General features: G+C 62.4%; 19 protein-coding genes. 4 read left to right on the forward strand and 15 right to left on the reverse strand.

Annotated elements, in window-relative coordinates:
* Window positions 1-4: 4 nt before the first annotated feature.
* Both ACLEJU_RS16225 and ACLEJU_RS16230 read right to left on the reverse strand, forming a co-directional pair.
* On the reverse strand, window positions 5-217 hold the full coding sequence (locus tag ACLEJU_RS16225; RefSeq protein WP_435422619.1) for a hypothetical protein: 213 nt from the start codon (window positions 215-217) through the stop codon (window positions 5-7).
* Window positions 214-684: a hypothetical protein gene (locus ACLEJU_RS16230; protein WP_159411344.1), complete on the reverse strand. Its 471-nt coding sequence runs from the start codon at window positions 682-684 to the stop codon at window positions 214-216. Before ACLEJU_RS16230 ends, ACLEJU_RS16225 begins: the two co-directional genes overlap by 4 nt.
* A 307-nt stretch (window positions 685-991) precedes the next feature.
* Here ACLEJU_RS16230 and ACLEJU_RS16235 point away from each other — a divergent pair, with 307 nt between their 5' ends.
* Entirely contained in the window at window positions 992-1,189 is a 198-nt protein-coding gene (locus ACLEJU_RS16235) for a hypothetical protein (RefSeq protein WP_435422618.1), read from the forward strand.
* 6 nt (window positions 1,190-1,195) lie between these two features.
* Here the strand turns inward: ACLEJU_RS16235 and ACLEJU_RS16240 are convergent, their stop codons facing one another.
* The 11 genes from ACLEJU_RS16240 to ACLEJU_RS16290 all read right to left on the reverse strand — a co-directional run bounded on the left by ACLEJU_RS16240 (window position 1,196) and on the right by ACLEJU_RS16290 (window position 19,015).
* Window positions 1,196-1,390, reverse strand: a complete 195-nt coding sequence (locus ACLEJU_RS16240) for a hypothetical protein (protein WP_159411346.1) — start codon at window positions 1,388-1,390, stop codon at window positions 1,196-1,198.
* A 186-nt stretch (window positions 1,391-1,576) separates the two neighbouring features.
* Window positions 1,577-1,981 (reverse strand): TraR/DksA family transcriptional regulator, encoded by a 405-nt coding sequence (locus ACLEJU_RS16245; RefSeq protein WP_201207235.1) that lies wholly within the window; start codon window positions 1,979-1,981, stop codon window positions 1,577-1,579.
* Between the two features lie 313 nt (window positions 1,982-2,294).
* Window positions 2,295-3,068, reverse strand: coding sequence for an enoyl-CoA hydratase (locus tag ACLEJU_RS16250; protein ID WP_435422617.1), 774 nt, complete (start codon window positions 3,066-3,068; stop codon window positions 2,295-2,297).
* A 13-nt stretch (window positions 3,069-3,081) separates the two neighbouring features.
* Complete coding sequence (locus ACLEJU_RS16255; RefSeq protein ID WP_435422616.1) at window positions 3,082-4,209, reverse strand: acyl-CoA dehydrogenase; 1,128 nt, start codon at window positions 4,207-4,209, stop codon at window positions 3,082-3,084.
* 8 nt (window positions 4,210-4,217) lie between these two features.
* Window positions 4,218-5,411 carry an acetyl-CoA C-acyltransferase gene (locus tag ACLEJU_RS16260; RefSeq protein ID WP_435422615.1) on the reverse strand — a complete coding sequence of 398 codons (1,194 nt, stop codon included), beginning with the start codon at window positions 5,409-5,411 and terminating at the stop codon, window positions 4,218-4,220.
* Window positions 5,412-5,422: 11 nt separating this feature from the next.
* Entirely contained in the window at window positions 5,423-6,190 is a 768-nt protein-coding gene (locus ACLEJU_RS16265) for an SDR family NAD(P)-dependent oxidoreductase (protein ID WP_435422614.1), read from the reverse strand.
* Between the two features lie 13 nt (window positions 6,191-6,203).
* The gene (locus ACLEJU_RS16270; protein WP_435422613.1) at window positions 6,204-7,850 is read right to left on the reverse strand and encodes an acyl-CoA synthetase; all 1,647 of its coding nucleotides are present in this window, start codon (window positions 7,848-7,850) and stop codon (window positions 6,204-6,206) included.
* Between the two features lie 122 nt (window positions 7,851-7,972).
* Complete coding sequence (locus ACLEJU_RS16275; RefSeq protein ID WP_435422612.1) at window positions 7,973-12,403, reverse strand: NEL-type E3 ubiquitin ligase domain-containing protein; 4,431 nt, start codon at window positions 12,401-12,403, stop codon at window positions 7,973-7,975.
* 86 nt (window positions 12,404-12,489) lie between these two features.
* Window positions 12,490-17,013, reverse strand: coding sequence for an NEL-type E3 ubiquitin ligase domain-containing protein (locus ACLEJU_RS16280; protein ID WP_435422611.1), 4,524 nt, complete (start codon window positions 17,011-17,013; stop codon window positions 12,490-12,492).
* Between the two features lie 77 nt (window positions 17,014-17,090).
* Complete coding sequence (locus ACLEJU_RS16285; protein WP_435422610.1) at window positions 17,091-18,113, reverse strand: AraC family transcriptional regulator; 1,023 nt, start codon at window positions 18,111-18,113, stop codon at window positions 17,091-17,093.
* Between the two features lie 38 nt (window positions 18,114-18,151).
* Complete coding sequence (locus ACLEJU_RS16290; protein WP_435422609.1) at window positions 18,152-19,015, reverse strand: LysR substrate-binding domain-containing protein; 864 nt, start codon at window positions 19,013-19,015, stop codon at window positions 18,152-18,154.
* Between the two features lie 112 nt (window positions 19,016-19,127).
* Here ACLEJU_RS16290 and ACLEJU_RS16295 point away from each other — a divergent pair, with 112 nt between their 5' ends.
* Both ACLEJU_RS16295 and phnX read left to right on the forward strand, forming a co-directional pair.
* Window positions 19,128-20,234, forward strand: a complete 1,107-nt coding sequence (locus tag ACLEJU_RS16295) for a 2-aminoethylphosphonate--pyruvate transaminase (RefSeq protein ID WP_435422608.1) — start codon at window positions 19,128-19,130, stop codon at window positions 20,232-20,234.
* A gap of 35 nt (window positions 20,235-20,269) precedes the next feature.
* Entirely contained in the window at window positions 20,270-21,097 is an 828-nt protein-coding gene (phnX, locus tag ACLEJU_RS16300; protein WP_103446649.1) for a phosphonoacetaldehyde hydrolase, read from the forward strand.
* Window positions 21,098-21,264: 167 nt separating this feature from the next.
* Here phnX and ACLEJU_RS16305 read toward each other — a convergent pair whose 3' ends face one another.
* Window positions 21,265-21,825, reverse strand: coding sequence for an NADPH-dependent FMN reductase (locus ACLEJU_RS16305; protein ID WP_435422607.1), 561 nt, complete (start codon window positions 21,823-21,825; stop codon window positions 21,265-21,267).
* Between the two features lie 158 nt (window positions 21,826-21,983).
* Between ACLEJU_RS16305 and ACLEJU_RS16310 the strand changes: the two genes are divergently transcribed.
* Entirely contained in the window at window positions 21,984-22,202 is a 219-nt protein-coding gene (locus ACLEJU_RS16310) for a hypothetical protein (RefSeq protein WP_435422606.1), read from the forward strand.
* On the opposite strand, the gene ACLEJU_RS16315 is transcribed toward ACLEJU_RS16310, so the two are convergent.
* Window positions 22,186-24,435 carry an Orn/Lys/Arg decarboxylase N-terminal domain-containing protein gene (locus ACLEJU_RS16315; RefSeq protein WP_435422605.1) on the reverse strand — a complete coding sequence of 750 codons (2,250 nt, stop codon included), beginning with the start codon at window positions 24,433-24,435 and terminating at the stop codon, window positions 22,186-22,188. The genes ACLEJU_RS16310 and ACLEJU_RS16315 overlap by 17 nt on opposite strands.
* Window positions 24,436-24,472: the final 37 nt, after the last annotated feature.

Below are 24,472 nucleotides of genomic sequence, written 5' to 3' on the forward strand. Positions count from 1 at the left end.
GGCGTCAGCCTTGGGCAAGGCGCTGCAGTTCACGCCGCACCATGGCGGCATACGGAGGCGGGCTCAGCTGATAGAGCTGGGCGGCCACCCAGTTCAACCAGCTCGTGCCCATTGCCTCACGTTGCGCCAGTAGCCGCTGTGCCTCGGCCCTGGCTTGCGCCTGGTGCTGCCGATGAAACGCGGCACGCGTGCCAGGCGTTTCGTCACCCTCACTCATTCACTGGCCTTGAAGGTGGTCAACTCACCCTTGCGCCACTTGGCGACCTTGCCGGTCACCGCCTTGAGCAACTTGCCCAGGCCCTCCTGAACCTGCTGCTGCGCAGCGAACACCAGCATCACACCCTGCCCTTCGCGGAACACGATGCCTTCGCCTTCCGGCACCGAAACAAATGCGTAGTCGCCCACACCATAGACATTCAGCTTGATTTCGCGAAAGCGCATTTCCAGTTTGCCGCCTTCGCGGCTGGGCAAGACGGCGGCGCGGAAATGATCGCCGACCTTAAGTTCCAGACGCTGTTTGTCATCGACCACCAAGGCGCTTTCGGTGTCGATCTCGGCCATGTACAGGCCTTCGGGGCTCTGCTCGGTGACATAGATGAAACGACCCTGAAACAGCTTGGCCAACTTGCCGCGCAAATCGCCCAGGGCAAACAAGGCGTGGGTATCCAGTGTACTGACTGCCAATGAAGTAATCCTCAAACCGGTGACATCCGCCCTCACTCGGATTCGGTGAGGTACGGCCATTTCAATTCGATAGGCGAAAAGAATAATAAAGTGATACACGAAAAATCTGTGCCCGCTGGCGATGCAGCACGCAGGAAACTTTACTCTGGCTTGCCAGATATAGCCTCAGCACAGGCTTTCGGCATATTCCCTGTCAGGGAAGCGTAATGTCTGACAACAAACCCGCCAGAAAAGATGCGATAGATAACTACAGGCCCCTCGGCAGAACGGGCTCAGGCATCCATCAGCGCATTACCGGGGAATGAATATGCACGAAAACACTGAAATCCGTCGAGAGGTAAAGAACATTTCTTACCTCACATGCGCCAGCAACAAGCCACGCTACGTCGTGATACCCGCAGGTATCGAGTTCTTCCACGTTACCGAAAGCGCGACGGGTAGAGTCAAGGGCTTTCGCCGCTTGCACCGCGACGCCTGCGCACTGGCCCGCAGCCTGGAAGCCTGAAACCATTCAGGCGGCATGGCCATCTTGCATGAGCTGCAACCAGGCCGCCTGACATTCCTTGGCCTCGCCACGGGTGGCGAACGCGGTACCACGGCGCTCGCCATTGACCAGGACCACCCAACAGACCCGTTTGCCCAGTGCCTGCAAGCTCGCTGGCACACCTGAACCGATCATTACCGCCACATCGACCCGGCTGTTCATCATTCCCTCCGGCACTTAGATAGCACCCTAACGATAAGGTCATGATACGCCCAGCGACTGCCGTGTAACAGCACATCCTGGTACAGCAGTGTTACGCCTTGAGCAACAAATCGCGCAAGCCCGTTTGCGCAAGAAACGCAAAAAGCCCCAAGGATCGCTCCATGGGGCTTGGCGCACTGCGTCCGGTCAGACCTGACGCTGGTGGCGGTCGAGCTGCTCGTGGCGTTCCTGGGCTTCGATGCAGTACTTGGTGGTCGGGCTGATCAGCAGACGCTTCAGGCCGATTGGCTCACCACTGTCGTCGCACCAGCCGAAGCTCTCGTCGGAGATACGGTCCAGGGCCATTTCCAGCTGCGGCAGCAAGCGCTGGTCGCGGTCGATGGCATTCACCAGCCAGCTGCGCTCTTCCTCGACCGACGCCACGTCAGCAGGGTCCGACGGGGTGTCCAGGCCTTCGATGGTAGTGCGGCTCAGCTCGATGCGTTCATGGGTTTCGACTTTCATCGCCTGCAGCAGCTCAGTGAAGAAGGCCAGCTGGTCAGCGTTCATGTAGTCATCGGCCGACATGGCCAGCAACTGTTCCTTGGTCATCGATTTCTCTATGAAAAAATGTGCATTTGGGCGATTCAGGTGCTGTCGACGCCTTGGCATCGGCAGCGGAATTCTTCAAGCGCCAACCGGCACTCTTTTACAGGGGGCGGCAGTCTAAGTCGCCACGTCGCCTTGAGCAACAGCAATCATGGGAGAAATTGCCCGAAAGCGGCTGGAATCCGCCCGCTGGCACCCTTGCCGACCCCGCAAAGAAAGCGCCACGGTATACCAATGTATACCGTGGCGCCGACCACCCCGCTTCATGCACCGGGGCAAAATACTGTGCGTGGTACTGCCGTAACAGTGCCTCGCTTCAACGATCCTTGAATTGTGCTTCGCGCTTGGCAATGAAAGCCGCCATGCCTTCTTTCTGATCTTCGGTGGCGAACGCGGCGTGGAACACCCGGCGCTCGAAGCGCACACCTTCGCTGAGGGTCACCTCGAACGCGCGGTTGACGCTTTCCTTGACCATCATGCTGACCGGGATCGACTTGCTGGCAATAGTGGTGGCGACCTTCAGCGCTTCTTCGAGCAGCTCTGCCTGAGGCACGATGCGCGCCACCAGGCCGGCACGTTCGGCTTCCTCGGCCCCCATCAGGCGGCCGGTCAGGCATAGCTCCATGGCCTTGGCCTTGCCCACTGCACGGGTCAGGCGCTGGGTGCCGCCCATGCCCGGCAGCACGCCGAGGTTGATTTCCGGCTGGCCGAACTTGGCATTGTCGGCAGCGAGGATGAAGTCGCACATCATCGCCAGCTCGCAGCCACCGCCCAGGGCGAAACCGGAGACTGCGGCGATGATCGGTTTGCGTCGGTTGGCGATGCGATCGGAATCGCTGAACAAGTCGTCCACGTAGATCTGCGGGTATTGCAGCTCGGCCATTTCCTTGATGTCGGCACCGGCGGCAAACGCCTTGGCAGATCCGGTGAGCACCACGCAACCGATGTTCGGGTCACGCTCGAGCTGGTCCAGGGCCTGGTTGATCTCGCCGACGATCTGCGCATTCAGCGCGTTGAGCGCCTGGGGGCGATTGAGGGTGATCAGGCCGACCTTGCCGTGGATGTCCAACAGGATGGTTTCGAATGCCATGCAGTCTGCTCCTTCAAAGATTGCGCGCAATGACCATGCGCTGAATGTCGCTGGTGCCTTCGTAGATCTGGCAGACCCGAACGTCGCGGTAGATCCGCTCCAGCGGGAAGTCGCTCAGATAGCCATAACCGCCCAAGGTCTGCAAGGCATCCGAACAGACCTTTTCGGCCATTTCCGAGGCAAACAGCTTGGCCATCGACGCCTCCACCAGCGCCGGGCGCCCGGCGTCACGCAGCGCGGCCGCGTGCAGCACCATCTGCCGGGCCACGGCAATTTTCGTGGCCATGTCGGCCAGGCGGAAGGCCACGGCCTGGTGTTCGATCAGTGGCTTGCCGAAACTCTGCCGCTCATTGGCGTAGTCACGAGCCGCTTCGAAGGCCGCGCGGGCCATGCCCACCGCCTGCGAGGCAATGCCGATGCGGCCACCTTCGAGGTTGGCCAGGGCGATCTTGTAGCCCTCGCCTTCCGCGCCCAGGCGGTTGGCCATCGGCACGCGGACATCGTCGAAGACAATCTGGCAGGTGTCCGAGGCATGCTGCCCCAGTTTGTCCTCGACCCTCGCCACCTGGTAGCCCGGGGAGTCGGTGGGCACGATGAAAGCGCTGATGCCACGCTTGCCTGCATCCGGATCGGTCACGGCAAAGACGATCACCACGCCGGCATTCTGCCCGGACGTGATGAACTGCTTGCTGCCGTTGAGCACGTAGTGGTCACCCTCCAACCGTGCACGGGTCTTCAGGCTGCTGGCGTCGGAACCGGCCTGCGGCTCGGTCAGGGCGAAGGCACCCAGCATCGAGCCCATAGCCAACGGGGTCAGGAACTGCGCCTTCTGCTGCTCGTTGCCAAACCGCAGGATCGGCACGCAACCTACCGAGTTATGCACGCTCATGATGGTCGAACAGGCACCGTCACCGGCAGCGATCTCTTCCAGCGCCATGGCGTAGGCCACGTACCCGGTGTCACTGCCGCCCCACTGCTCCGGCACCAGCATGCCGAACAGGCCGAGCTCGGCCATTTCCTCGATGGCCTCCTTGGGGAAGCGATGTTCCTTGTCCCATTGCTCTGCGAACGGTTTGAGGCGCTCCTGGGCGAAGGCACGTACCGCGTCGGCGATCTGTTGTTGCTCGTCAGTTACCAGCATGGTTCACCTCAATACAGGCATTCGACTGCCATGGCCGTGGCCTCGCCACCGCCGATGCAGATGGCAGCAACGCCGCGACGCAGGTTGTTCTGGCGCAGGGCCGCCAGCAGGGTCACCAGGATACGTGCACCCGAGGCGCCGATCGGGTGACCCAGGGCGCAGGCGCCACCGTGGATATTGACCTTGTCGTGTGGCAGGTCGAGGTGCTTCATGGCCGCCAGGGTGACCACGGCAAACGCTTCATTGATCTCGAACAGGTCGACTTCGCCCAGGCTCCAGCCGGTTCGCTTCATCAGTTTGTCGATGGCACCGATCGGCGCAGTGGGGAACAGTGCCGGGGTATCGGCGAACGCGGCGTGGCCGTGGATTACCGCCAGCGGCTTGAGACCACGCTTGTCGGCTTCGGAGCGGCGCATCAGCACCAGCGCCGCAGCGCCGTCGGAGATCGAGCTGGAGTTGGCGGCGGTCACTGTGCCCCCTTCGCGGAAGGCCGGCTTGAGCTGCGGGATCTTGTCCAGGCGCGCCTTTGGCGGTTGCTCGTCGTCCTTGACGACGCGCTTCTCCTTGCCCTCGGTGACCTCTACCGGCACGATCTCCGCGGCAAAGCGGCCGCTCTTGATAGCGTCCTGGGCGCGGGTCAGCGAGGCGATGGCGAACTGGTCCTGGGCTTCGCGGCTAAAGGCATTGGCCTGGGCGCAATCTTCGGCAAAGGTGCCCATCAGGCGGCCCTTGTCGTAGGCATCTTCCAGGCCGTCCATGAACATGTGGTCGATGATCTTGCCATGGCCCATGCGGTAGCCGCCGCGGGCCTTGTCCAGCAGGTACGGTGCGTTGGTCATGCTCTCCATGCCGCCGGCCACCACCACCTCGGCGGTACCGGCCAGCAGCAGGTCATGGGCCATGATCGCCGCCTGCATGCCCGAGCCACACATCTTGTTCAGGGTGGTGCAGGTAGTGTGCTTGCCCAGCCCGGCACCGAGCGCTGCCTGACGTGCGGGGGCCTGGCCCTGGCCGGCGGACAGCACGCAGCCGAACAGCACCTGCTCGACGCTGGCGGCGTCGATGCCGGCGCGCTCCACGGCACCGCGGATGGCGGCGCTGCCCAGCTGCGGCGCGGTCAGGCTCTTGAGGTCGCCCTGGAGGCCGCCCATGGGCGTGCGCACGGCACTGACGATAACGATCGGATCATTGGCGAGGGTCATGTGCGTTCTCCTTACTTGGCAGCCATGCGCAGTGCGCCGTCGAGGCGGATCACCTCGCCGTTGAGCATGCTGTTCTCGATGATGTGGCGGGCCAGCGCGGCGTATTCCTGAGGGCGACCCAGGCGCGGCGGGAACGGCACGCCAGCGGCCAACGAGGCGCGAACTTCTTCGGTCATGCCAGCCATCATGGGTGTTTCAAAGATGCCTGGGGCGATGGTCATCACGCGGATGCCGAAGCGCGCCAGTTCTCGGGCAGTCGGCAGGGTCAGGCTGGCAATGGCGCCCTTGGAGGCCGCATAGGCGGCCTGGCCGATCTGACCGTCGTAGGCGGCGATGGAGGCGGTGTTGATGATCACTCCGCGCTCACCGTTGTCATCTGCCTGGCTTTCAGACATGGCCGCTGCGGCGAGGCGCAGCATGTTGAAGCTGCCGATCAGGTTGACGTTGATGACCTTGGCGAAACTGGCCAGACCGTGCGGGCCTTGCTTGCCCAGCACCTTTTCGGCACCGACGATACCGGCGCAGTTGATCAGCCCGTGGAGGCTGCCGAAGGCGCTGACCGCCGCCTCTACCGCCGCCTGCGCAGCCTGCTCGTCGCTGATGTCGGCCACCGCGAAGCGGGCCTTGTCACCCAGCTCGCGGGCCTTGGCCTCGACTGCCTGGGCATTGAGGTCGACCAGCATGACCTTGGCGCCGGCTTCGACCAGCATCTGCGCGGTGGCAGCACCCAGCCCGGAGGCGGCGCCGCTGACGATGAAGTGTTTGTTGGCTATCTGCATGATCGGGTTCCTTTCAGGCGCTGGCAGGGGTGGCCTGTTGCGCGTGTTGTTTGGCGACTTCCTGATTGCGCAGGATGAAGCGTTGCAGCTTGCCGCTCGGGGTCTTCGGCAGCTCGCTGACGAATTCGATTTCGCGAGGATAGGCATGTGCGTAGAGGCGCTGGCGCACATGCTGACGCAGGGTTTCTTCCAGCTCGGCGCTGCCCTGGCAACCACTGGCCAGTACAACGAAGGCCTTGATCAGTTCGGTGCGCTCGGGGTCCGGCTTGCCGATAACCGCCGCTTCGATCACCGCCGGATGCTCGATCAGTGCGCTTTCCACGTCGAAAGGACCAACGCGGTAACCGGAGGTAGTGATCACGTCGTCGCTGCGGCCGACAAAACTGATGCTGCCATCCGGGTTGAGCTCGACCGTATCGCCACTGAGGTAGTACTTGCCGACAAAGGCCTTGGTCGGCAGGCCGTGGTAGCCGCCGAACCAGCACAGTGGCGACTGCTCGCGATCCACCGCCAGAATGCCCGGCTGGCCGGCCGCCAGTTCGTTACCTTGTTCGTCCAGCACCACGATGCGGTGGCCAGGGATGGCAAAACCGGCCGAGCCCTGGTGCACCGGGTGCTGCAAGCCATGGTGATTGCACAGCACCATGCCCAGCTCGGTCTGCCCGTAATGGTCGTGGATGGTTACCCCCAGTTCGTCGGCGAACCAGCGAATCACTTCGGGGTTGAGCGGTTCGCCGGCACTGCTGACGACCCGCAGGCGGCCCTTGATCGGTGCCGAAAAGCCATCGCCAGCAGCAATCAGCAACCGATACGCCGTGGGCGAACCGGCCAGGTTGGTGATGCCCAGCTTGTCGATTACCCGTGCGCAACTGTCGACGCTGAACGGGCCATCGTAGAAGGTGGTGGCATGGCCCAGCGCCAACGGCCCGGTGACCGCGTAGTAGAGGCCATAGGCCCAGCCCGGGTCGGCCAGGTTCCAGAAGTGGTCGTCGGGGCGCAGGTCAATGGCGTCGCGCATGTAGCCCTGGAAAGCGACAATGGCGCGTAGTGGTACCTCCAGCGGTTTGGCCGGGCCGGTCGTGCCGGAGGTGAACATCAGCAGGAACGGATCGTCCCCCGAGCGCATCACCGGTTCACACACATCGGCTGCAGCCTCAAGGCACTGACGAAAATCCAGTTCACCACTGCGGGCCCTGACCGTGATGATCGTCGGGCAACCCTGCACCTCGTCGAGCTTTGCGCGATTATGGGCGTCGGTGATCACCACGCGGGCGTGGGACTGCTCCAGGCGGTGCTCGATGGCTTTAGGGCCAAAGGCCGTGAACAACGGCTGATACACCGCCCCCAGACGCCAGGTGGCGAGAATCGTCACCAGCAATTCGGCGGTGCGCGGCATCAGGCCGGCAACCCGATCTCCAGGGCCCACTCCCTGCGCCTTGAGCACATTGGCGAAGCGGGAAGCCTGGATCCTGAGCTGATCGAAGCTGTAACGGGCAGCGTTGCCATCACGGTCTTCGCAGACCAGCGCCAGCTTGTCAGCACCGGCATGGCGGTCACAGCATTCGACACAGGCATTGAGGGCAGTGAGGTCGCCATGCAACGCCGCAGCAGCGGCCTGGGCATGGTCGAACGCACGAGCTGCCTCGGCGTAATCGCGCATCGTCGGACTCCTGGTTTCTTGTTTTTGGAGTTGAACCATCGGTCCGACGATGTTCGCGCCGCTTGCCAGACGCGGCAATGGCCAAAGCTGTCAATCTGGATGACCGGTTTGGCCGCCGCTACTCAACCTTCACCGCGCTCGCCAGCGCGCAAGTAGGACTGGGTGAGGCCGTGGACCAGACGCTCGACATCGTCGACCTCCTGCTGTTGCAGGTGGCTGAGCCGGTCATCGTACTGTTCCGGAGACAAGCCGGGCCGCTCGGCCTGCAACTGGATCGAACGCTGGTTGTAGTCCGTGCTGATTGCCTCGAACATCGGACCATGTTGCTGACGCAAGTAGCGGCGCCAGAACTCTCGCTGGCTGAGGCTATCGGTGAGGGCTTCCAGCGTCTGCGCTTGGTCAACTCGCCGAAATGCCTCCTCGACTTGCGCCACTGTCAGCTCGGCGGCGTCGGGGTAGCGCATGGCATGAGGCTGAAGGGGCAAATTCAAGCGACTACGAAGCTGTACCCTGTAGGCCAATCCCAGTGCCAACTGATCGAAATGCTCACCGGCGGCCTGGCGCTGCCGACAGTCCCGATAGGCGACACCTTCGAGCTGTTCCAGGCAGAACAGCTGACGGCCGAGGGCCAGCAACGCGCTCCTGTTTTCAGGGTTGAGCGCCTCAGTTTCGGCCTGGGCCTGCCTTACCAGAATCTGCAGTGCGCTGAAATGGATGGCGACGGCATCCAGGCATGAGAGAGGCAGGCTGGCTTGAACCAGGACCCGCCCACAGAGCACCGGATCCGTATCGAGCGCCTCCAGCAGCGTCCATACGCCTTCGGCCAGCACCGTGCGTGCTTCCCCCGCCTGAGTGTAATCCGCGGTGAACTCCAGGCGGGCCAACAGCCTGAACAGTCCGCTGCTCCCGGCTTGGTCCAGCAGCCGCTGCCACAATGCTTCGCGCGCCGCCTGAACAGCCGCATCCGCATGCGCCACCCAGAGCGCGCGGGCTCTGGGCAAGTCCACCAGCCCTGAAGCCTCTGGCAGGTGCCCATGTTCTTCAATGACATCAAGTGCATACAAACGCTGCAGCTGCATGACCGACAGCGGGTTGCGCTGCACCAGTATCGCGCGCCGGAATCCGTAGGGCATTTGCTGGATCTCGTCTGGCACGGTGCGCAGAGAGTTGTCACGCAGATCGGCACGCTCGAGCAGACCGCACAGTTCCAGGCGCTGGGGCCATACACCCAGCCGACAATGGCGCAGGTTGAGAGTGGTAAGCTGGGAAAGATGGTGGAAGCGCAGGTCCAGCCCCTCCAGCCGGTTATAACTCAGATCAAGATGGACCAGATTGGGCAACCCGTGAAGTATCTCGACTGCCTGTGCATCGAGCCGGATCTGATTGTGTGCCAGGCGCAGCACCCGGACCCGCGGGAGATAGGCGATGCCTCTGGGCAGGCGCAGCAGCTGATTGCTGCTGAGGTTCAAGTCCGATACTGCGGTGAACGGACGCAGAAAGTCGACCGGAATGTCACTTATCCGCGATTCGTTCACGCTCAGCATGGTGATGCGATGAAAGTCGATCTGCGGCGGTAGCTCCGGTAGCGTAAGCAGATGACTACCCCTGAGCGACAAGCGTTGCCCCTGTGCTTGCCCCGCACTTGCCGGAACGATTTCACCCTGCAGCCGCCATGCCCGCAGGATGCTGTCCGCCGTCATCCGGCGCGCGTTCTGACGACCTTCCTGCAGCTCGGCGCCGACCCAACGGTTCAGGTGTTGCACGAGCTGATCATGATCGTCCTGCAACTCCACCAGGCGCTCAAGTACCGGGCGCTCGCCTTGCTGCAGGCGTGCCAGTTCATCCTCGATCGCTTGCCCATTCAGGCCGGGATAAAGAGCGCGCAGCTGATCGCGAATGATCGCCCGCTCATCCCTGGGGCCAACGGAAGGGTGACCGCTGAGTGGGTAGCCTACCCGTCCGTCATCCAGACGACGCCCAGGGTTGAACCAGCGGCGTTGCTTCGGCCTGCGCAGCATGCGGTTGATGCCCCAGTGCGAAGCGGGTAGACGCGTCAGCAGCTGCTCGCGCAACTGGCCAGTTGAGACGTTTGCGGCCTGCTGCTCGGGTGAAAGCGCTGCATAGATTGCCTCGAAGATGCAGCCAGGGTCGGCGGGCGTGAACATTTGCTGCTCGCCCAGCCCGTTGTAAATTTGAAAACTGCCGTTACTGCGCACCAGCACCCTGTCCACCTCACCTTGCCCGCCATTTCCTACAAGCTTGATCGAGCGCCCATCCACCGTACCTTCGCGCAAGTCGATGCTGACGCCTTCAAGCTCTAGTCCATCCAGCAAGGCAAGCACCAGCTCCCCCGTATCATCGCAGTAGCCAGTACTCAGGTAGAGGCCTGCCAACGCCTGGTTCAACCGCGCCAGTCGCAGCAGCGAATGTGCATTCTCAGCACACGAAATTGGCAAGCGCCCCTCGACCTTTGCCATGTCGCGCTCAAGGTCGGTAGCCTGGCGTAGCACTTCACTTACGTACGACGAAGGCAGACCCGGAAAGTCCCGGGCGACCAACACGCTGAGTGGGTCTTGTGGAAACGGTTGTTGCGTCAAGTGAGCGAACAACTGCGGGCGCAATTCAGCTTCATGGGCCAATACTCGCTCCAACCCGCTACCGATCCCCGCGCGGCCCTCACTCCAGGCCAGAAGTTCACTGTCGGGTGGCATTAACGCCTTCAGGCGAATTCGCTTGAAGAACGTTTCAATGCGCGCTTGTGCCTGGAAAGCACGCAGGGCATACCTGAGGTTAACCGGGGCTGGCCGGTTTTCCACCAGAACACCGCGTAATTCGTCCTCATCGACGCCTGCCACCTGCAGGATGTGCTCTGACTGTAATTGGTCCATTGGCGGATGCTGCGGCCAAAGCGCATCGAGCATGCGCACAGGCTCCTCCCATGCCAGCGGTTGCTCGCGTAAAAGACGCCATCCGCGCTCACCGTTGTAGAGCACTACCGGGCCGTAACTGCCATCGCCTGCAACATGCCGTAACCGATAAGGGCCATCGGGAACTGGCCGATGCACTTCATGATAATGTCCATCGACATGAATCCAACGACGCTCACCGGTGCCATAACGCCCGTCTTCGGACATATTGATATCGCCTGGGACTGATCGATAATTCTCGGCGTCAAAGCACCACAGCCGACTGCCACTTTTCCCCAGACTTACCGGTTCCAAACCAGCGACAAAGGCGCTGCGCACGTAACTGACACCCGCCACAGTGGCTGCAGTGGCCGCCAAGGTTTCGGCAACCCCGAGCAGATGCCCCAGCGCTTCGTGCTGACGCCCCCTCGACCAGTCTCTCACCCCCTCGAATACTTCCAGGCACGTCTGAGCGACCAACTGACCCAGCAACAGCCCCCCCACCACTGGAATGAAGAACCCTGCCAAGTTCACCATGTCCAGGCCTGCCGCTGCCCATTTCGCATGCCTGGCTCGCACTTCCGCGCTATCGGCATCGGCGCTGGTTACAAGCAACACCCGCGCGTCATCCTTGACCCGCTGAATTTGCAGGGCAGCCAGTTCCGAGAAGATGTTATCGGGCCGCTTGCGACCTTCGACCTCCAAGTCAGGCTGAGCGTCCTTGAGGCGTGTGTCCAGCAGGGTGACATAATCTGCACGGTGCTCAAGGCTGATCAACTGCGTGAAGTACTGGCGGTAATCGGCCTTTCTCAGCAAGTTCGCCAAGGCACTGTCGAGGGACTCCCGATTGTCGAAACATCGCAGCGCCTGCAATGGGTCGCTGGGAAGGTAAAGCACGATGCCCCTGACAGCACCCGCGCTATCGCGCAATGGAATCAACAAGCCATCGGCCACTGGCTGCCCCAGCGACGCCAGGAGACTGGGATCAGCTGTCAGTCCCTCCTGCCGATGCGCCTGCCCATCGCCTGCGATCTCACGCAAGGCAATCTGCACATCGGCACTGATCTGCCCCTTCAACGCAGCCAGCTCGATCGCAAGCTTGAGCCCTGAACGTTTATCCTCGACCAGGATTGCCTGCGTTCTGGGATTAAAGATCTGCTCCAGTTTCTCCTGATAATGCGTGCCGATATCCAGCTCACGGCATTTCCTGATGAATGCGTCGAGTGGTCCATTCAAAGGTTGATCGCGCCCTGGCAACACCAGCCCGGTACCATCGTAGTAAGTGGTACCTGCGGCAAAGTTGCGCATAAGCCGCAACAACCCGTTCTCTCGGCTCTGGCTGTATTCGTAAGTCTGCTGCAAGGAGCCTGGCAACCTGCCGAAGCGCGGCGCCACCAGTAGCCATTCAAGCTGGCCGAAAGACTGGCCGTCAGGCAAAGGCTCATCGAGCAGCGCCGCCAGGTGCTGCTCGGCGAACTGAGGAATTGGCAGTAGCTCGAGCGTTAGGCCACGCAACCGCGCCTGGCTGGCGTGATGTGCGTCGAGGCTGGTACGCAAAGTGTTGATCTGCCCCCTTGACGCTCGCTTGAGCCAGTCAGGCAATTTTGCCTCGACGAATTGATCGATCTTGGTTGCTGGGTTCAACATGATTGGTTCCTTGGCACTCGGATGAAGCCAATCATGTTGTTCAATGCTCAGATCACGATGCAGCAGGAAGCGGTTCGTTGCCCCCCCTACGCCCGGGAACTGCCTGGCAAGGGCATGTTCAATTCATCCTGTGTGAGCTTCAAGGCAAGTGCATCCAAAGCTTGCTCTCGATCATCCCGAAGTTTTTCGCAACGCTGTGCATATGCGCCACTGCCGAGCGCTTCCTTTTCATCGTCCAGCGCATCCATCTTTGTGTCGAAACGTTCGGCGATCTGCGCAAAAGCCTCGGGATATCTGGCGCGAAGGTAGGACGTCCAGAAGTCGCGCTGGCTGATGTAGCGGATCCGCTCAGTGCCCGTTTCGGCAGCCAGAACTGCTTGGTATGCCCGATCGAGATGACCCTGCGTGACATCGGCAACCCGTTGGAACTCCATGGTCCGCGGCTGTCCCAGAAGATTCAGACGTTCCGCCAGGCCCATCCTGTAAGCCAGGCTGACCTCGACCTCATCCACACGTCGCCCTTCGGCAAACCGGCCCTGAAAATCGTTGCGGGCGAACAGTTCCACCTGATCAAGACGGAACATGCGTTGAGCCAACAGCAAGCGTGCATCCCTCGTAGCCAGCGGCTCCCCCCCGAACGTCACCTCTAGCACCCGCATGCGCACTTCCAGCTGGCTGAAGCAGTGCGCCACACTGTCGACGCAGGTACGAGGGTCAGCCGCTCGTTCGAACAACTCGGTCCTTATCCGCGAATCTTCATGTGCGAGCTGGATCATGGTCCAGGCCCTTCGCGAAAGGTCGTGGCGTGCCAGACGAAAATCAGACGTGCCAGTCAGCTCTGCCAACAACTCGATAAATTGAGCGCTGCCTGCTTCCCCCTGCAGGGCATCCCACTGCTCAGCCCTGGACACCTGTTCGGATGCGGCCAGTGTTTCAAGCCAGGCGTTCCTGGCGCCGAGAATGAAAGCCGCTTCCGTCTGCATGTTGTCCCTGATCGCTAGCAGATCTGCAGGTGCCGGGTTTGGTGCATACAACCGCTCACGGTCCGCCACCGACAGCGGGTTATGCTCAACACGGATCGCTTGCCGCAGGGCCAACGGGGCATCGATCAGTGATTGAGGCAAGCTGGAAATCTGGTTGTGCCGCAGGTCGGCAAACTCCAGCTGACCACACCACTCAAGGCCGCTCGGCACTGCCTGCAATCCAGCTCGATGCAAATGGATTTCCCGCAAGCGGGACAACTGGTTAAAGCGCAGGCTGATCGAGCCCAGCCTGTTCTCATTGAGGTTCAGCGTGCGCAGGCGGCCCAGAGCGGCCAGCACATTCACCTGTCCCTCGCTCATGCGAATCTGGTTGCGGGCCAGGCGAAGATGACGCAGCGCAGTCAACCAATGAAGATCATCCGGGATCGCACTCAAGGCATTGTTGCTCAGATCAAGACGTCGCAGTTCCGGAAAGTGCCTCAGGAACGCGGCTGGCAGAGCCTCCAGTTGCATCCCCACGAGGGCCATGTCAGTGATGTGGCCGAAGTCCGTACCGACTGGAATCGGCGGCAGGCTACGTGCAGGTATGCCCAGCACGCTGATCCTTAAACCAGCAGGCTGGCCGTTGCGGTAGAACGCCTCTTCACCCTCCAGCCGCCACGCCCGCAGGAATACCTCTGCAACTGCGCCCCTGTGTCCCCGTTCCGGGGCGCTGACTGCATTTCTCCAGTGCTGCAGGCTTTCATCAAGCGCTCGATATTCCTGCTCCTGGCGCAGCAGGATGGCATAGGCCGACCCTGACTGATCGAGCAGCAATTGCAGGTATCGATCGACTGCTGCCTCATCGAACGACGGGTACAGCGCGCGAATCCGTTGCCGCATAATCCGCCCATCCGCCTCCGTCGACGCGCCCCGGCCACTGAGCAGATAACCCACGCGGCCATCGCGCAATCGGTGCAGGGAAGCTCCAACAGGCTTCGCTTCGCGCCACCCAAGCAGGCTGATCAACGCCTGTCGATCCCGTGGCAACGCACGCTGCATGGCCGAACGGATGCGCTCCGCAGCATCCTCGCCGGCCCACCCTCGGCGTTGCATGAAAGCAGGTGGCAGACAGGCAGCCAGCACTTCGAACAATCCCTGTGGCTCTTCGACTTCGATCTCGCTGGCACGCCCCGCGTCGTCGAAAAGTGAGAATCCGCCGTTGGTCCTGACCATGATCGTGGGCGGCGGCGCGCCGCCCGTTTCGGGGAACAGCCGCTCCAGCACCGGCCCGCCACTTGAGCGCTCGCGCAACACCAGGTTCATCTCTCCGGGCAACAAGCCCCGGCGCCTCATCAAGGAGAACACCAGGGTGACGACATCGGCATGGTAACTGCTGCGCAGGTAGAGTGCTTCGCGCGCCCGGGTCAAGCGGGCCTCCTGAAGCATCCCGCGCACCTGTTCCGCCAGAGCCAGCGGCACGCGGGATTCGCTGGTCAATCGTTGCCGCACCTCGACACTGGCGTTCTTCAGCAAATCCAGGGCGTAGGCATCCGCAAGCCCTGGGAAGGCTGCTTTCAAAGTAGCTAGCAGCGGATCATCGGTCAGATAAGCCTTGGCGAAATGCTCCAGCATCGGATTGCGCAGCGCTTCGCTGGATGCCTGGATCGCCTCAACCTGCCCTGTCAGGCTTTCGCCTTGCAAACCCAGCCTGTCGATACACCATTGCAAGGCCTCGGCATCGTTGCTTCCAGCCCCGACCTGAGCGAAAAAAACATGGATTCTTGCGTCGACGGCAAAGCGCTCCAGGGTATCGCGGAGCCTGGCCGGCAGAGGCCGGTTCTCCACCAACAGGCCACGCAGATGGGCTTCATCGACATCCGCGACGGTCAAGATCTGGCTGATCAGTTCGGTGCTCAGTTTGGTTGCGTCCGGCCACAGGCGCTTGAGCAGCAGGTCCGTACCTTGCCACTCCAATGGCCGCTCGTAGACGATTCGCCAGGCGCGCTCGCCATTACTTTCCAGGACAGGGCCAAAAACGCCCGCCCCTTCACGATGCAGCAATCGCCAAGTACCTGCGCCATTGCGCCTTACCCGGTAGAGCACACCGTTACAGCGCCACCAATGGGCCTTGCCGTCACTGAGCAACCCGTTATCCAGCTCCATCAAAGGGGGCAATGACGCCCGCTCCTCGTAGGGCTGCAGATCGTGCTGCCACAGGCGCTGCTCGCCCGCCTCGGTCACTACTGGTTCAAGGCCTTCGACGAAGGCGCTGCGCACCACCTGCGCGCCACCTGCAATGGCTGCCCCTGCGCCCACCGTCGAGGCAACCTGGAGCAGGTGCTCCAGTGCTTCGTGCTGGTGACCCTGCGCCCAGTCGCTGACGCCCTCGTACACTTGGCTCAGTACCTGGCGGGCCAGATCAGCCAACAGCAATACAGCGACACCCGGCACGAACAAACCGGCCAAGTTCAACATCACCAACCCAGCCGCCTCCAGCTGGCGCAGGCGCTCGGCAGCGGCCCTGGCATCCGTCTGCGCCGTCGGCACGGCCAGGAATGCAGCGTCGGCCTTGATGCGCTGTACATGCCCTGCCGCCAGCGCTGCGAAACCCTCACCGTTCTCGGCAATCCGCCTGGGCTCCAGATCCGTCTTGGGATCCTTCAGGCGCTTGCCCAGGGTTATCAAGTAGTCAGCCTGCCCGGCCAGAGAAATACGACGGGCAATGGCCTGACTAAACCGCTCATCGCGCATCGCCGCGACCAAAGCAAGGTTCGCCGTGGCCCAGTCATCGAAGCGGCGCAATGGCTGCTGCATATCGTCCGGCAAGTACAGCAGTACCCCCAGCAGTTTCCTGGGGTTATAGACCAGCCCTGGCAGACCGGCTGGTGTCCCCACCAATTCGAACGCCACTGCCCCGTCCACTCGTTGCCCCAGCAACTGCAGGTCTCCCATGAACAATTCAAAGTCTAAAGGCAGTTCTGCAGGTTGTCCCTGAGCGACCTGACGCAACATGTTCTGGTCGCTATACGTCAACTGCCCCTTGATGGCCGCGATTTCGACTGCCACAGCCAGTTCCTGGCGTTTGTCCGTGGCCAGCTGACGCTCGAAAGCGCTCGTCAATACCTGCTTCAGGTGCTCCTGATAGGACTTGCCAACATCAACGCTGCGACAAAGCCTGACGATATCGTCGATGCGCCGCGAGACCACCCGCTCCGGCTCACCGGGCGCAGCCGTTGCATCGGTCAGCGCAGTCTGCGCGTAGAACGTTTCACCCTCATGGAAATTCTGCAACAGCTTCTGCAAGGCAGGCACTGTCACAAAGTAGGCCTCGTCCTCAGGCAGCAGGCCCGGTGCCACCGAGAAGCGTCGGCGCTGTTCGTGCCAGTTGACCTTGAACAGGTCAATGTCCAGTGCCAGCTGTTGCTTGAAGGCCAGCTCAAGCTTTTGGGCAGCGAACCGGTCAAGCGGCAGCAGTTGCTGCAAGGCCGCTGCCATGTGTTTCTGACTTTGCAAATGCGCAGTCATGCATGCGCGCAATGATCCGAGCTGTGCTTGAGTGGCGTTCTTCAGCCAGCCGGGCAATTGCTCAGCGATAAAGTCCTGTGCAGGGTGCTGCAGTTTCGGGTGCACCTTCGTTTTGGCCATGGTCGAATCCTCAGGGTTGTTCGACCTGCAACCCTGCGTCCATACGCTGACGCCAGGCATACGGAACTATTCGCCCCTCATCCTCCCGGACCACGTGCCTGGATCAGCGCGCGATAGTGCCCTGGATTGCAGCCGAACCATTTGCGAAACGCCTTGTAAAACGAGCTACTGTCGGCAAAGCCCAGGCGCGCAGCGATATCACCCAGCGCCGCGTCTTGCTTGCTCAGCCAGGCGATTGCCAGCTCACGCCGTACACTGTCCTTCAACCCTTGGTAGTTCTGCCCCTCTTCAGCCAGGCGCCGGCGCAAGGTAGAGGGCGAAAGGCACAACTGCCGCGCCAGGCTGTCGCCATCGGGCCAGTGCCCAGGGTCCTGGCGCAGCAGGTCGGTGCGAATACGCCGCCCGAGGCTGGCCGGGTCTCGGTACTTGACCAGGATGTTGCCCGGCGCCTCCGCCAGAAAGCGCTGCAGTTCCTCCTCGCTGCGGCGCAGCGGCAGCTCCAGGCATTCGGCGGCGATGATCATGCGTGTTCGCGGGCGCTCGAACTGCAGGTTTTCCGAAAACATCACCCGGTAGTCATCGCAGAACGGGGGCTCGTCACAGCGCAGATCAATAGCCAAAATCGGGATGCGCCGCCCGGCAAGCCAGCAGGCCACACCGTGCACGATCATCCAGAAGGTGAAATAGGTAAATGCGCGACGCGGCCGGTCGCGTGGTTCGTTGATGACGATTTCGGCCAGGCTCGCCTGGCGTACCAGGCTTGGCTGCAGGTCTTCGAGCATCAGCGAGAGAAACGCCAGCACGGTTTCCAGGCCGGCGCCCAAAGTGGGCTGCCCCATGCCAGCACGGCACATGAATGCCAAGCTACCGCTGCGCAGACCGCGCGGGTCCATGGCGAAGAACTCATCGTTGCAGCGCCGTGCAAGCAAGCGCCAGAGCCTGGCATAGGATTCGGCACTGACCCGCGCCTCGGGCAGATGCAAGTGTTCGACAGCGATGCCTGCCCGCGCCAGCAAGCCGCTATCTGGCTCGCCGGCGGGGCAGGTCTGCAGCAGCGCCTCACGCACCAACTGCATGGAAATGGTGTCTTTTTCGCTCATAGGCATTCCATTCGCTGATGCGGGCATCTTAGGCTGGCTCAGAGGCTGGCTGCCAGGCCCAGGAACGCCTGGATCAGGCGCAGTTCGCGGCGCCGCTCCAGGCAGCCAACCATGTGCTGGTTAAGCAGGCCTTGGCCGCTTAGAGGCCGCGCCACCACTCGCGGATCGTTGGCCACCTCGGTCGATGACACCACGCCGATGCCCAACTCCGACGCCACCGCCTCGGTCACCGCCTCGCGGCTATCCAGTTCCAGCTGCACCCGGGGCTGCACGCCAGCAGCGTTGCACGCCTTGTCGAACGTGCGACGCGTCGTTGAACTGGGCTCACGCAGCACCATGATCTGCTGGTGCAGTTCTGCCAACGGCAGATCACTGTCCAACTGTGCCCAGGCGTGGCCGGCCGGCAGCAAGGCACACAGGCGCGATTCGCAGAGGTTCTGCAGGTACAAGCCCTTGCGTGGTTCGATCTCGGTCAGCACTGCGACGTCGGCATGCTCGCTTAGCAATGCCGCCAAGGTCTCCTGGGCGTTGCCCAGGCGCAGGTTGACGGTAATGCCCGGGTAGCGCTCACGCAGCAGCGCCAGCATCGGCATGACCCGGTGCGGGCCGTCGGCGGCCACCTCCAGCCGCCCGGTCAGCAGCTGGCGGTTGGCTTCGAGCATGGCCTGGGCCTCTTCGGCCAAGCCGAACATGGCCCGGGTAATGGCCGCCAGACGGGTGCCCTCCTCGGTCAGCTCGACCCGCCGCGCAGTGCGCCGCAGCAGGGTGATCTGGTAGTGCTCCTCAAGTGCCTTGACGTGCCCGGTCACCGCTGGCTGGCTGATGAACAGTCGCGCAGCCGCGCGGGTGAAGCTGCCTTCACGGGCGACGGCATCGAAGGCACGCAACTGGAACAGGTTCATATCTATCGGCCTGACTTATAGCTTGGATAACAACAAACAATTTGATTGATAAGAGCGGGAATTGCAACCTAGGCCCCGTAGTTTCAGCCCACCGCTTGTGAGGAATAACGGAATGAGCAACGCCCCGATCCTGCTGACCCCTGGTCCCCTGACCACATCAATCCGCACCCGCCAAGCCATGCTCGTGGACTGGGGCTCCTGGGACCGCGACTTCAACCAATTGACCGCAAGTGTCTGCGAACAACTGCTGGCGATCATCGACGGCAGCGCCAGCCACCACTGCGTGCCCCTGCAAGGCAGCGGCACCTTCGCCGTGGAAGCGGCCATCGGCACCCTGGTGCCACGCGATGGCAAGGTGCTGGTCCTGATCAACGGTGCCTACGGCCAGCGCCTGGCGAAGATCTGCAAAGTGCTGGGCCGCAACTACAGCACCTTCGAAACCGCCGAAGACCAGCCGACCACCGCCGCCGACGTCGACCGCCTGCTCGCCGCTGACCCGGCCATCACCCACGTGGCGCTGATCCACTGCGAAACCAGCACCGGCATCCTCAACCCGCTGCCAGAGATCGCCCAGGTGATCAAACGCCACGGCAAGCGCCTGATCATCGACGCCATGAGCTCGTTCGGCGCGCTGCCGATCGATGCTCGCGAAATCCCCTTTGAGGCGCTGATCGCTGCTTCCGGCAAGTGCCTGGAAGGCGTGCCGGGCATGGGCTTCGTCTTCGCCGAGAAAACCGCCCTGGCCGCCGCTGAAGGCAATGCCCACTCGCTGGCCATGGACCTGCACGACCAGCACGCCTACATGGCCAAGACCGGCCAGTGGCGCTTCACCCCACCGACCCACGTGGTCGCGGCTCTGCACCAAGCCCTGCAACAGTACAACGAGGAAGGTGGCCTGCCAGCGCGCCACCAGCGTTACGCCGACAACTGCAAGACCCTGCTCGACGGCATGGCCGCCATTGGCCTGCGCAGCTTCCTGCCGGCCGAGATCCAGGCACCGATCATCGTCACCTTCCATGCGCCGAACCACGCCCGCTACCAGTTCAAGGACTTCTACGAGCGGGTCAAGGCCAAGGGCTTCATCCTCTACCCGGGCAAGCTGACCCAGGTCGAGACCTTCCGCGTCGGCTGCATCGGCGTAGTCGGTGCCGATGGCATGCAAGCCGCCGTAAACGCCGTGGCCGAAGTGCTGCGGGAAATGGAAGTGCTGGACATCTAACCCCTTTGCCCACCCGATTTCAGGAATTAGCGCACATGAACTACAGCAATCCTACCCAGCTGCAAGCCGCCATCCTCGACTGGGCTGGCACCGTGGTCGATTTCGGCTCCTTCGCCCCGACCCAGATCTTCGTCGAAGCCTTCGCCGAATTCGACGTGCAGGTGTCCATCGAAGAAGCCCGCGGCCCGATGGGCATGGGCAAATGGGACCACATCCGCACCCTGTGCGACGTGCCGGAGATCGCCGAGCGCTACCGCAAGGTGTTCGGCCGTACCCCGAGCGACGATGACGTCACCGCCATCTACAACCGCTTCATGCCACTGCAGATCGAGAAGATCGCCGTGCACTCGGCGCTGATCCCCGGCGCCCTGGACACACTTACCGGCCTGCGCCAGGACGGCCTGAAGATCGGCTCGTGCTCGGGCTACCCGAAAGTGGTGATGGACAAGGTGGTGGAGCTGGCAGCACAGAACGGCTACGTCGCCGACCACGTGGTGGCCACCGACGAAACCCCGAATGGCCGCCCATGGCCTGCCCAGGCACTGGCCAACGTGATTGCCCTGGGGATCGATGATGTGGCGGCGTGCGTGAAGGTCGACGACACCGTGCCGGGCATCCTCGAAGGCCGCCGCGCCGGGATGTGGACCGTGGCCCTGGTGTGTTCGGGCAATGCTCTGGGGCTGACCTGGGAAGGTTACCAGGCGCTGAGCGCGGAGAAACTGGAGAGCGAGCGCAAGCGCATTCACCAACTGTTCGCCGGCTCGCGACCGCACTACCTGATCGACACCATCAACGACTTGCCAGAGGTGATTGCTGATATCAATCGCCGCCTGGCCAAGGGTGAGATGCCGCAGTCCTTCTGACAGATCGGGGTCGTGTTCACTTGTAGGATCGGCCTTGTGTCGCGAAAGGGGGGCGAAGCGCCCCCAGGGTTTCAGCTTCGCCGCTTGAATTGCAGGGGCCGCTCGGCGGCCCTTTCGCGACACAAGGCCGCTCCTACAAAGACCGCGTCAGCACAGGGTGCAGCAACTCATACAGCCCGGTTCAACTTCACCCAGGTAGCAAACTTGTCGATGAAGCCCTGCAGGAACGGCCGGGTCTTGTCACTGAGCTTGCCGCCTTCATCGAACAGGCTGGCCGCCCCACCGATATACGCTTCCGGCATCTGCATGCACGGCATGTCGAGGAACACCAGCGACTGGCGCAACGCATGATTGGCACCAAAGCCGCCAATGGCGCCCGGCGACACACTCGCCACCGCCGCCGGCTTGCCACTCCAGGCACTCTGACCGTATGGCCGCGAACCCACGTCGATGGCGTTCTTCAAGCCGCCCGGAACCGAACGGTTGTACTCCGGGGTGACAAACAGCACCGCGTCACTGCGGCGGATCTCATCGCGAAAGCGCTTCCACGCCTCAGGCACGCCCTCGGCCTCGACATCTTCGTTGTACAACGGCAGGTCGCCGATCTCGACGATCTTCAGGGCAAGGCTGGACGGCGCCAGCTCCGAAAGTGCGCGGGCCACCTTGCGGTTGTAGGAGTCCTTGCGCAAGCTGCCGACGACAACTGCTACCGAATACACCTGGCTCATGGCGTGATCCATCCTTTGCTGGGAAAAGGGACGTCAGTAGTTATAGATGACCGTTCCTCGGCAGCCTGGATTTTTTTCCACCGCGCGAAAACTTCCAGGTATCTTTTACGGTCTATCCCTGCAGACATTTCCTACGCAATTCAGAGGTTTCTCCCCAAATGGCAGCAGTAATGGTCGGCCAATTCCACGCCCGTGACGCCGAAGGCCGTATCTACCCCGTCCACGAATTCCAAGAGTCCACCCTGCAAGCGGACGGCAGCGTACTGGGTGCCCCGATCACCACCTACCGCCTGGCTATCGGTGACCGCGTCAACCACCTGGGCGAAAACCGCTTCGAACTGGCGCAGACCGGCGTCGAGATCATTCGCATTCCTTGATGCAGTCGACCGTGTACTGGCCGCTTTCATTCTGCAGGCCATGCACATCGGCGACAAAGCCCGGGAAGCCACTGTTGAAGGCCCGGGCGAACGCCAGGTAATCGAGGATCGAGCGGGTCGCTTCGGTGAACCGCTCGCCCGGCATGATCAGCGGAATGCCCGGCGGGTACGGCACCAGCATCACTGCAGCGACACGCCCCAGCAATGCTTCGATCGGCACCGCTTCCACTTCCCCCCGCACCATCTGGTCATACGCCCGCGCCGGGCTCACGGCCACCTCCGGTAGGCGCGTGAACAAGCGCTTGAGCTGCTTGGCCGTGGCATTGGCACGGTAGCAGTCATGCAACTGATCGCACAGGTCGCGCAGCCCAAGGCCCTGGTAACGCACGGCATCGACCGCGACGACGCTCGGCAGGCAGGCACTCAGCGCCGTGTTGCCGTCGTAATGGCGCTTGAACTCCAGCAGCTCGGTGAGCAGCGTGCTCCACTTGCCCTTGGTGATGCCCATCGAGAACAGCACCAGGAAGCTGTACAGGCCGGTTTTCTCCACCACCAGCCCACGCTCCCAAAGGAACTTGCTGACCACTGCCGCCGGTATGCCGTGCTCACCCAGTACGCCACCGGCGCTGAGCCCAGGCATCACCAGGGTCACCTTCAGCGGGTCGAGCAGGACGTAGTCGTCCGCCACCTCGCCAAAGCCATGCCACTCGGCTCCCGGCTGCAGCAACCAGTCCTGCGCGGCCAGGCGATGGATGCCCTCCGCCGCTGGCGGCTGCCAGATGCTGAACCACCAGTCCTCGGCGGCGATGTGCTCACGCAGGTTGGCCAAGGCGCGGCGGAAACTCAGGGCTTCGTCGAACATCTCCTGCAGCAGCGAGCGCCCGGCCGGGCCTTCCATCATGGCTGAAGCCACGTCCAGTGAGGCGAGGATGCTGTATTGCGGCGAGGTGGAAATATGCATCATGAACGCTTCGTTGAAGCGGTCGCGGTCCAGCTGGCGCTGGGCGCCGTCCTGCACGTGGATCATCGACGCCTGGCTGAAGGCGGCCAGCAGCTTGTGGGTGGAATGGGTGCTGAACACCAGCGGGCTGCTCTCGCTGCACGCGATGCCCATGGCGTAGCGGCCCTCGAAAAACGGATGGAACGCCGCATAGGCAAACCAGGCCTCATCGAAGTGCAGCACCTCGACGCTGGCGCCCAGCGCCTGCTTGATCAGACCGGCGTTGTAACACAGACCGTCGTAGGTGGAATTGGTCACCACCGCCAGCTTGATCCGCGGCGCCCGCCCTGCGGCCAGCGGGTTGGCCCGGACCTTGGCCTGAATCGACTCAGGGCTGAACTCGCCGAGCGGAATCGGCCCGATGATGCCCAGCTCGTTGCGCTCCGGGCACAGGTAGATGGGGATTGCACCAGTCATGATGATGGCGTGGACCACTGACTTGTGGCAGTTGCGGTCAACCAGCACCAGGTCATCACGGCCCACCATGGCATGCCAGACGATCTTGTTGGCGGTGGAGGTGCCATTGATGACGAAAAAGGTGTGATCGGCACCGAAGTTGCGTGCTGCACGGGCTTCGGCTTCGGCCAGGGGGCCGGTGTGATCGAGCAGCGAGCCCAGCTCCGGCACCGAGACGGACAAGTCCGAACGCAGGGTGTTTTCACCGAAGAACTGGTGGAATGCCTGGCCCACCGGGCTCTTGCGGTAGGCCACGCCACCGCCGTGCCCGGGCGTGTGCCACGAGTAGTTGGACTGGGCGGTGTGCTGCACCAGGGCCTTGAAGAACGGCGGCAGCAGCCCGTCGAGGTAGTTGTGCGCGGCGCGCGCCACTTGGCGGGCGAGGAATGGCACGGTGTCTTCGAACAGGTAGAGGATGCCACGCAGCTGGTTGAGCTCGCTCATGGCCTCGGCTGGGGCGTTTTCCAGGGTGACCTGTTCGCCCAGGGCGAAGATCGGCAGGTCCGGTGCACGCAGGCGGGCCAGGCGAATCAGCTCGGCCATGTTCTGCAGCAAGTGGGTGTTGTCGCCGACGCCTTCGGCGGCTATCAGCATGCAGGCCAGGCCGTGGTGGGTGGTGGCGACCAGGCGCGCTTCGGTGTGATCGGCAGCCTTGATGATGGCGAAGCCGTCCTGGCTCAGTTCATCCGCGATGCCGCGGATGCGCTCGCCGGCAACACTGTCGGCCTTGATCGCACGGTGGACGATGAGGATCGGGAACTTGAGGTCCTTGTACATCCGGCTGCTACCTCCGCAGGACTTGTTGTCCTGTTAA

Origin of the sequence: Pseudomonas sp. SMN11, assembly GCF_052041945.1 — a bacterium.
GTDB lineage: Bacteria > Pseudomonadota > Gammaproteobacteria > Pseudomonadales > Pseudomonadaceae > Aquipseudomonas.